At 55.7% G+C, this 8,880-nt stretch carries 9 protein-coding genes and 1 pseudogene; 3 read left to right on the top strand and 7 right to left on the bottom strand.

Annotated features, from left to right (window positions below; all coding sequences use genetic code 11):
• Positions 1-349 (top strand): Na+/H+ antiporter subunit G (locus tag M0974_RS14075; RefSeq protein ID WP_297837627.1); only part of this gene is annotated, 349 nt, incomplete at its 5' end.
• Positions 350-354: 5 nt separating this feature from the next.
• Here M0974_RS14075 and M0974_RS14070 read toward each other — a convergent pair.
• Positions 355-822: a hypothetical protein gene (locus tag M0974_RS14070; protein ID WP_297837625.1), complete on the bottom strand. Its 468-nt coding sequence runs from the start codon at positions 820-822 to the stop codon at positions 355-357.
• 425 nt (positions 823-1,247) lie between these two features.
• Here M0974_RS14070 and M0974_RS14065 point away from each other — a divergent pair, with 425 nt between their 5' ends.
• Positions 1,248-1,511, top strand: a complete 264-nt coding sequence (locus tag M0974_RS14065; protein WP_297837622.1) for a hypothetical protein — start codon at positions 1,248-1,250, stop codon at positions 1,509-1,511.
• A 143-nt stretch (positions 1,512-1,654) separates the two neighbouring features.
• On the top strand, positions 1,655-1,894 hold the full coding sequence (locus tag M0974_RS14060) for a DUF2789 domain-containing protein (protein WP_297837620.1): 240 nt from the start codon (positions 1,655-1,657) through the stop codon (positions 1,892-1,894).
• Positions 1,895-1,915: 21 nt separating this feature from the next.
• On the opposite strand, the gene M0974_RS14055 is transcribed toward M0974_RS14060, so the two are convergent.
• From M0974_RS14055 to M0974_RS14030, 6 genes and pseudogenes are all read right to left on the bottom strand, one after another.
• Complete coding sequence (locus M0974_RS14055; protein ID WP_297837618.1) at positions 1,916-2,107, bottom strand: hypothetical protein; 192 nt, start codon at positions 2,105-2,107, stop codon at positions 1,916-1,918.
• Between the two features lie 137 nt (positions 2,108-2,244).
• A complete protein-coding gene (locus M0974_RS14050) occupies positions 2,245-3,726 on the bottom strand; it encodes a DUF2235 domain-containing protein (RefSeq protein WP_297837616.1) in 1,482 nt (493 codons plus the stop codon).
• Between the two features lie 184 nt (positions 3,727-3,910).
• Entirely contained in the window at positions 3,911-5,563 is a 1,653-nt protein-coding gene (locus M0974_RS14045; protein WP_297837614.1) for a methyl-accepting chemotaxis protein, read from the bottom strand.
• 203 nt (positions 5,564-5,766) lie between these two features.
• Positions 5,767-6,171 carry a TraR/DksA C4-type zinc finger protein gene (locus M0974_RS14040; protein ID WP_297837612.1) on the bottom strand — a complete coding sequence of 135 codons (405 nt, stop codon included), beginning with the start codon at positions 6,169-6,171 and terminating at the stop codon, positions 5,767-5,769.
• 349 nt (positions 6,172-6,520) lie between these two features.
• Positions 6,521-7,542, bottom strand: a pseudogene (locus tag M0974_RS14035) (ABC transporter permease).
• Between the two features lie 33 nt (positions 7,543-7,575).
• Positions 7,576-8,880: sugar ABC transporter ATP-binding protein (locus tag M0974_RS14030; protein WP_297837610.1), on the bottom strand; the 1,305-nt coding region annotated here is incomplete at its 5' end.

Below are 8,880 nucleotides of genomic sequence, written 5' to 3'. Positions count from 1 at the left end.
GCCGTTATGGGTCGAAGTGATTACCGCACTGCTGTTACTTGCCAGCAGCTTGTTTGCCTTAACCGGCGCCCTCGGCCTGCTGAGGATGAAAGACTTCTTCCAGAGAATGCACCCGCCAGCATTGGCCTCCACGCTGGGCGCGTGGCTAGTGGCGCTGGCTTCGATCATTTATTTCTCAGCGTTAAAGTCCGGACCTGTACTGCATGCCTGGCTGATTCCAATATTGCTGGCGATCACGATGCCGGTTACGACATTGCTATTGGCACGCACCGGGCTGTTTCGTAAACGCATGGCCGGCGATGATGTACCGCCGGAAGTCAGTGGAGAAGGCAGCGACGGCGGAAGTTAAGCCGATTACTCGCTGGCCTTGAAGGTCAGTTCGCCCTTACGCCACTTCGCAGCTTTGCCAGTGACAGCTTTCAACGTCTTGGTCAGCGTGCCTTGCAACTGCTCGTGAGCGGCGAACACAGTCACGACAGTTTGACCTTCCTTAAACAAGATACCGTGCCCGTCTACGGTGTCGACATAGGCATATTCGCCCAAGCCGTAAACCGTCAACTTGATATCGCGAAATTTCAGTTCGAACTTACCGCCTTCTCGGCTGGGCAATACAGCGGCGCGAAAATGATCGCCTACTTTGAGTTCAAGCCGGGGTTTGTCATCCACCACCAGCGCGGTTTCAGTGTCAATTTCAGCGATGTAAATGCCTTCGGCGTTCTGCTCCGTGACATAAACAAAACGGGATTGGAATTGCTTGACCAACTTGGCGCGAAGATCGCCAAGTACGAACAGTGCGTGCATGTCCAGGTTACTGACTGCCAATGAAAAATCCTCGAGCTTGAAAAATGAGCTTGCCCGATAGTGTCGGGCGCCACAGAAAACGGATGTCGATCCACACGGCCAGCGTTCCGCTATAGCGATTCCAGCCGTGCAGGAAATCAGACTAGGGGCGGCCTTGGAGTATCGGGCGGTAATCCAGAGGATTAAAGAACGCAATTCTACCGGCTAGCAGCGCCCTACGGATATATACCTTTCGTCCACTGTACGGCAACTGTCGTGCTAGAGAATAGGTCAGAACAAGACAGAAGATGCCCAACGGGGCGATTTAGCCAGGTGTCATTCGTCATCGTTAACGCTAAACCACGCCTGAACAGGCCAACAACTGCCATACTCGCGCACATCCAAGACTACAGGCGATGCATCAGCGCGCCATAGCGTAGCAAATCGTCATCCATGGGAAGGTAATAGTGACTGAATTTGATATCGGCGAATTCTTCATCTGGGGAGAATCCAGAGAAGTCGAAGGCGAGTACCAAGCGGTGATCGTAATGCGCGCCAAGGAAGGGAAACACGCCATCAGCTATCATCAGGTTGAAAAAGACCGCTGGTTTAAAACCGCCGATGTCGCCGCGACAGCTGCAAAAGAATCCGCCAAGGAACTGAAACTGGCTGTAGACGCGGGCGCGCTTGGCTCGCAAGAGCTGCCGAAGGTCTACAGAGGTATACGCTAGCCCCGAGATCTTTTGTGAATTGAATAGTGAACTGCGGGTATCTCCATCCGAACTCTTGCCGGGTCACCGCCTCTGATGCTTTGCCACGGCTTGAGCGTGGTTTCTGCCAATTAAACGGGTTATTTGCCCGCCACGGAGATGACATGGAACTGACCACACCCACCTTGCAAACCTTGTTTGAACAACTGGGCCTCGATTCCGACCAAGCTAGCATTGACGCATTCGTTCAGCGTCATGGGCCATTGCCAGAAAACGTCAAACTGGTAGACGCCGAATTCTGGGCACCAGAACAGGCCGAATTCCTCAAAGATGAATTGCGCATGGACGCTGATTGGGCGCCGGTAGTCGATGAGTTGAATGTATTGCTGCACGAATCCAAGTAGCTTAAACGCTGATCTCAGCGCTTAAGCGGCTATTGACGACAACTGCGCGGCCCAAGCCGAGCGGCACTCTTCAGCGTCGCTGCGACTGGCGAACGCTGTTCCGCGCCGCTCGCCGTTAAGCAAGACCACCCAGCAAATACGCTGTCCCATGGCGAGAATTGAAGGGGGGACACCACTTCCGATCATGACGGCCACATCGAGTTTACTGTGCATGAGCGTTCTCCCGAGGATTCATTACCCACTAAACGATGCAGCCATCTTAGTGTTTAGTGTGCGAGGGAAAAAGCTATCCCCTGCATAGCTCCGTTACATCACCGGTAACAAACTCGTTTAGAAGGTCAGCCCTGCCCTTACTGCGGATAGCCTCGCTGGCCGACATTAGGATGGAACACCCTGCCCCCTGGCTCTGGGGCATGCACAAAGATCGCTCGACTGCGGCTTGCCCCAGTGCCTACCAAGGCACACCAATGCGCAGAGGTGTGTATATAGCGCCTACGCAACAGACGTCGCTCGCCTTCGTCCAGCGTATCAGGGCCGCCCTTGGCATAAGTAATCAGTTTCTCTGCGATCACCTCTAACTCCGGCACCAGCCCCAGCGCCGGGCTGTCAGGCACGGGATCCAGCGGCACGCCCTCGGCGACAGCCAATTCGTGCATCACCCGCAGGTATATCCGAGAGAGATGACCATAGACACGGCGGTTGATACTCACCGCTGCCAAAACGGCCTTCACCCCGACGGTGTCACTACCCACGTTGGGGTAGTTTTCCTGGCAATCAATAAATAACGACGCGTTCGCATCCATCGGATCGAGCCATTCACAGGTATCCAACGCCTGAAGATCCGCCTGGCTTTCTCGCCAGGCGGAGGTTGCATGGAAGCGTGTATTTGAGGCAACAACACTGCGCCGAGGTCGGGTCAGCAGCAGTTTTTCGCGAATATTCAGATGATACCCACCGCCGATATCAGAGTGACTGCCCGGCAGCACAACTTCTTTCGGCCAACCTGGCATCACGCTATTGAGCGGGAAGTTGCGCCGCTGCTCGTCACCGGCAACCAGTTGCAGCACTTGCTGCGCACAGCCCGGCGGCAGGTAGATGTTGATCTGGCCACTATCGGCGTCCCTGATATTGCCCAGGTCGGAAACACTCCCGATCGCCGCAACCGTGTCAAACAGACCAATCACTTTCAATCGAACGCTGCCTGCCTGCCAAGCAAACTCGTGCCCCCATGCGATGCTCTTTAGCTTGACCAAAGGACTCAGCGCACCGCTTTGCTGCTTCAGTACTTCATTGGCGAAATGTCGAGCCGCCGCTGCCCCCCGACTGAATCCGAACAGGTCAAATTCCAGCCCGTCGATAACGCATCCCGGATTATTTTCCCGGAAGGCCATGAGCGCATCACGGACGAGTTTGATTGCCGAAGCGACTTTTGCAAGAACACCTGTTGAACCGCGCCCGAAACTCTGCCCAGCCAACACTGAGTCCTGCTTGCCGGAGGTTGTCCCTATGCCAGTGATATAAATCGGCACAGAGACACACAGGCCGCCAGCCGACTCCTGCGCTTTGAGTCGTAAGGAGTAGAGCTCGCACAAGCGTGCAATGTTTGTTACATCATTAGCGTAACTGCTTGCCAAATTATCATGCCGTCCAGCACAAGCGGCGGTATGAGCATTGTCATTGATCTGTGCCTGGGCACGGCAATCGGCAGCGATCTGGCTGTTGGTCCTGTTGTTGCCTGTTCCATCGAAGAACAGGCCGATACGCACCGTAACGCCTCTCACTTGAACCTGAGCGCCGTACGCTGCCCGTGAAATTTTAAAGAGTGAACCCATGATGTTATGCCTGTGGAATGCAGCTGAGGATTAGACTGCTTAAATCAATAATTACTGTTGATTTAAACCAGCTTGCTCAGCCACGAACCGACGTCAAGACCATCACTGTATTTCAGAAATTTCCCACGTAAACGAAGGATTTAATACCTGCCTCTAACTTAAACGCCCTGCAAATTGGCACCTTCTAGCCACGCTTCGACGGTGGCTGATCTTCGGGTTTATAGCCCAAACGCAGACCACCCCAATGACGGCCCTTGACCATGATCGGAACCGAGAGATCATGCATCAATTCACCGGTATCGCGGGTGTAGGTTTGCAGCAGTACTGGCTGCTGATGACTGCCGCAACGTATGCCCGTGCGGTCATCGAATTTGCGCTTGGTGCGGTTCTGTACGGTGTCGATTTTAATGTCTCCAGTCAGCGGTTGACTGAATACGTTGTTATGTGTCGGCACGTAACCTTGTGGTGTACATGAGATAGCGAACACCAGCCCCTCGTGACGCAGCAACAACGGTTCCTGAATCGCGGGGAGTACCTGATCGGTGTATCGATCAAACCGCGTCTGGAACTTGGGGGGCGATGTTTTAGGGATTGGCTGGTAACTGCGGTCAAACAAATCTTCCAGGCTGATCTTTCTTTGCTCGATGTCGGCTTCGAATTGAGCGCAGATTTGAAGCGCACCCTCACGGGCCAAGTCGTAAATTCGCTGGTGATAGTCGTCCAGCCCAACCTGCGCCAACCGTTGACTAATGGTTTCGGCCTGCCCTTCCATCTGCATTGCGGCTTTCGCCAATTGCTGGGTTTGCTCGTCACTAATGGCCAAATCACCGCGCATTTGTTCGACGGCGACGAACAGGCTGCCCAATTGCTTCTGAGTAGTTTGCGCACCCGCCGCTATCTCGCCGATCTGGCTTTCCACTCCGGCCGCTAACCGTGCAATGTTTTCCAAATGCTGACCCGTTCGCTCGACTTGCTCCACGCCTGTGTCCAGGTCACTGGACAGCTGCCTTATCTGCTCGACCACTTGCCCGGTGCGTTGCTGAATATCCGCTACCATCTGACCGACCTCTTCGGTCGCGCCAGCGGTACGCCCCGCCAAACCGCGCACTTCATCGGCAACCACAGCAAAACCACGGCCATGTTCACCGGCACGTGCGGCTTCGATGGCCGCGTTCAGCGCCAACAAGTTGGTTTGACTGGCAATTGACTGGATGACCAGCGTAACGCGCTGGATATCCGCGCTGCGTTGGTTGAGCGCCTCGATCAGCTCGCGGCTGTTGACGGCGCGCGCGCTCAACTGGTGCATGCGGCTGATGGACTCGGCCAATACGCTGCGGCCGGCATCGCTACTTTGGCGGGCTTCACTGGCGGCGCTTAACGCTTGCTGGCTGAGCTGCGTGGTTACCTGTTCAGTGGCGATAATGACGTCTGCGCTGCTGACAATCTGCTCTGCCGCGTCCAGTTGTGACTGGACCTTGCTCGCCAGTTGACCCACTGAAAACGCCACGCTGGCAGCAGACAACGCGTTGTGGCTTGTGGCGTACGACAGATCGCGAGTCAATTCGGCAATACTGTCGCTGCTGTTGGAGGTAACCACTGACGTGGGTTGCGAGGTCAACAGGCGAGGCAGCCAGATCAGGACCAGTGCCAGCGGCAGGCAGATATAAACCGACAGGCCAAGCAACGCCATTGCCAGGAGCAACAAGCACAGCACGACGCTTTGCAGCAGAGGAGTCAACCAGCGAGCGGCGCCGAGGGGAGTGTTCGGGGTCGGTGTGCCGTTCGAGGCGTGCGCCTGCGACACCAGCGTTCCAATGAGAAGTCCATCTCCAGCCATGTTCGTCACCCATTTGCGCTTATGGTTGTTATGCCTGCATTAAACGCCAGACATTGGCCATTAGCTATGAGTCGTTAGTTGTAACTTTGGCGGGACGAACACCGCGCAATGAGCCCGCGTCACAAAAGGAGCATGCAGCCAGCGGATAACTACTGGGGACATCCAGATGCCCCCTGCAGAACCACTGCCGGTTATCAGGCCAATCAGGCTTGACGCTGGTGCTTGTCGATCTGCTCGTGACGCTCTTGGGCTTCGATGCAGTACTTGGTGGTCGGGCTGATCAGCAAGCGCTTGAGGCCAATAGCCTCGCCGCTGTCTTCACACCAGCCGAAGCTGTCATCGCCAATGCGCGAAAGGGCCATTTCCAGTTGCGGAAGCATGCGCTGGTCACGGTCAATGATATTGACCAACCAATGACGCTCCTCTTCGACCGAAGCCGCATCGGCAGGGTCGGCAGGCGTGTCCAGGCTTTCGATAGCGATACGGCTCTGATCGATACGCGCGTGGATCTCGACTTTCATGGCTTGCAGCAGCTCAACGAAGAAGCCGTGCTGCTCTGCGTTCATGTAGTCATCGGCCGGCATCGCCAGCAACTTGTCCTTTGTCATTTATTTCTCTATAAAAAATACGTGCATTAGGGCGAATTAGGGAGCGACTCAGCGTTGCCGAAAAAGCGCCATAGTCTCCAAGCGCCACCTGGCACTCAATTTATGAGGGCCGGCAGTCTAAGGCCGGGCAGTGGCTACAGCAACCTAATTGAATCGTTTTTGCTCAACAAGTTGCTAAAGACTATCAGAAAGAGACTTTTTGACCACCGGTCGGACTCTGTGCGAGGTCCAAGTGACGGTCTGACCCTCAAGGCCGGGGTTGAGTTCCTTGGTGGGGCATTACGAAGATGTCGGGCAATGTGTATCTTGCCTACAGGGGCCAGAGCTGGCCCCGGAGAGAATGCTGCGATCAGCGTTTGATTTTGCGCTTGTTGCGGTACTGGCGATCACCACCGCGACGACGATGATCAGGCCCTTGATGATGTCCTGAATATACGCGTCAACCCCGACAAACGTGAAGCCGCTGGCCATGACGCCCAGAATCAGCGCGCCGATGACAGTGCCGGTGATGCGCCCTACCCCGCCCGCCAGACTGGTGCCACCGATAACTGCCGCGGCTATCGCGTCCAGCTCGTAGGACACACCCATGCCTGCCTGCCCTGTGGCTGCCCGCGCCGATGCCACGACACCTGCCAGACCCGCCAGCAAACCCGCGATGCTGTAGACGATGATCAAATGCCGCTTGACGTTAATGCCGGACGTACGCGCCGCCTGCATATTGCCGCCAATGGCGTAGGTGTACTTGCCATATTTGGTGTAGCGCAGGGCAATATGGAACACCACCGCTGTTGCCAGGAAGATAATGACCGGCATCGCTCCCTGACCGATAGCCGTGTAGGAATCATTGAGCATGCTCACCGGTTGGCCCGAGGTATAAAAGCGCGCCAAGCCACGGGCCGAGACCATCATGCCCAATGTCGCGATAAACGGCGGAATACCGGTGATCGCAATGATGCTGCCGTTGATGGCTCCTGCCAGCAACCCCACACCCAAGCCCACAGCTATGGGTATCCAGACCGGCAAGTCAGTGAGCGACGGGAACACCGCTCGGGTGTAATCCGAACTTTGCGCCAAGCTTGCAGCGATCATCGCAGACAGCGCCAACACCGACCCCGAGGACAAGTCGATACCCGTGGTGATAATCACCTGAGTTACGCCGATGGCCAGTAAACCAATGATCGAGACTTGCAGGATCATCAGCACCAGACGCTGTGAGTTGAACAGAAAGCTCTGATCACGAACGATCCAGCCAAACACCTCAAAGACCAGGCCGATGCCGATCAGCACCAGAAAAATGCTCAGCTCGGTGGGCAGACGCCGTTTCGACTTGGCCGGGACGGCGGCAGGTTTGTTTCCCAGAATTGCGTTCATAGCGGTTATTCCTCTATCTGCGGCGTCGACCCGCTAGTGAATCGAATTACCAGAAGCCAAGTGCATCACCCGTTCCTGGGTCGCCTCGCCACGGTCGAGCATGCCCATCATCTCGCCCTCGTGCATCACCATGACGCGGTCGCTCATGCCCAGCACTTCAGGCAATTCCGAAGAAATCATAATCACTGCCATGCCTTCGCTGGCCAGGAAGGTAATCAGTCGATAGATCTCTACTTTGGCGCCAACGTCGATGCCACGGGTGGGCTCGTCGAGAATCAAGATGCGCGGATTGGTCATCAACCAGCGGGCCAGCAAGGCTTTTTGCTGATTGCCACCAGACAGGTTGTCGATGCATTGCTCCAGCGACGGGGTTTTTACCCGGAGCTTCTGGCACATTTCCTCGCACAAGGTGCGCAAGGCTTTCTGCTTAATAAAACCACCGCCGGCGTAATGCGGTATGACCGCCATTTCCATGTTTTCCAGCACCGACAGGCAGGGAAACAAGCCGCTGAGTTTGCGATCCTCGGTCAACAGAGCAAAACCTTTTTTGATCGCAAGGTTGGGATCGGTGATCCGCACGCTGACACCGTCGAGCTGAATCTCGCCACCGTCACTAGGAGTGATGCCGAAAATGGTTTCGGCGATATTGGTTCGGCCAGAGCCCATCAACCCGGCGATACCGAGAATCTCCCCGGCGTGCAGATCAAATGAAACGCCATCGAACACGCCGTCCAGACGCAAGTCACGGACTGAGAGCAGCAACTCGCCCGTGGGTGGTTCACGCTCGGGGAACAGCTGACTCAGTTCTCGGCCAACCATCATCGACACCAAGCTATCGCCATCCATGCTGTCGGCACGCTGCAAGCCGATGTAAGCGCCGTCGCGAAATACGGCCACTTCATCAGCAATGCTGAACACTTCGTTCATTTTATGCGTGATGTAAATGATGCCCTTACCCTGGGCCCTGAGGTCAGCAATGATCGAGAACAGGTGAGCGACTTCTTTCTCGGTGATAGCGGATGTAGGTTCGTCCATGATCAAGATGTCTGAGTCGTACGACACCGCCTTGGCAATTTCGACCATTTGCCGCTCGGCGATGCTCAGCGTACCGACTAGGTCTTGTGGCTCAAGGTTGATGCGCAAGCGTGCAAGCAGCTCTGCCGTGCAACGGTACATCTCTTTATGGTCGACCATGTGCAGGCCATTAAGCTGTTCACGGCCGATCCAGATATTTTCGGCGATGCTCATGTGCGGCATCAGGTTGAGTTCCTGATGGATCATCGCGATCCCGGACTGCAACGCCGCCAGAGGCGACTCGAAGCTGACGGGTTTGCCGCG

The sequence above is a fragment of the Pseudomonas sp. genome (assembly GCF_026224925.1).
Classification (GTDB): Bacteria; Pseudomonadota; Gammaproteobacteria; order Pseudomonadales; family Pseudomonadaceae; genus Aquipseudomonas.
This window is presented reverse-complemented; position numbering and strand designations above follow the sequence as displayed.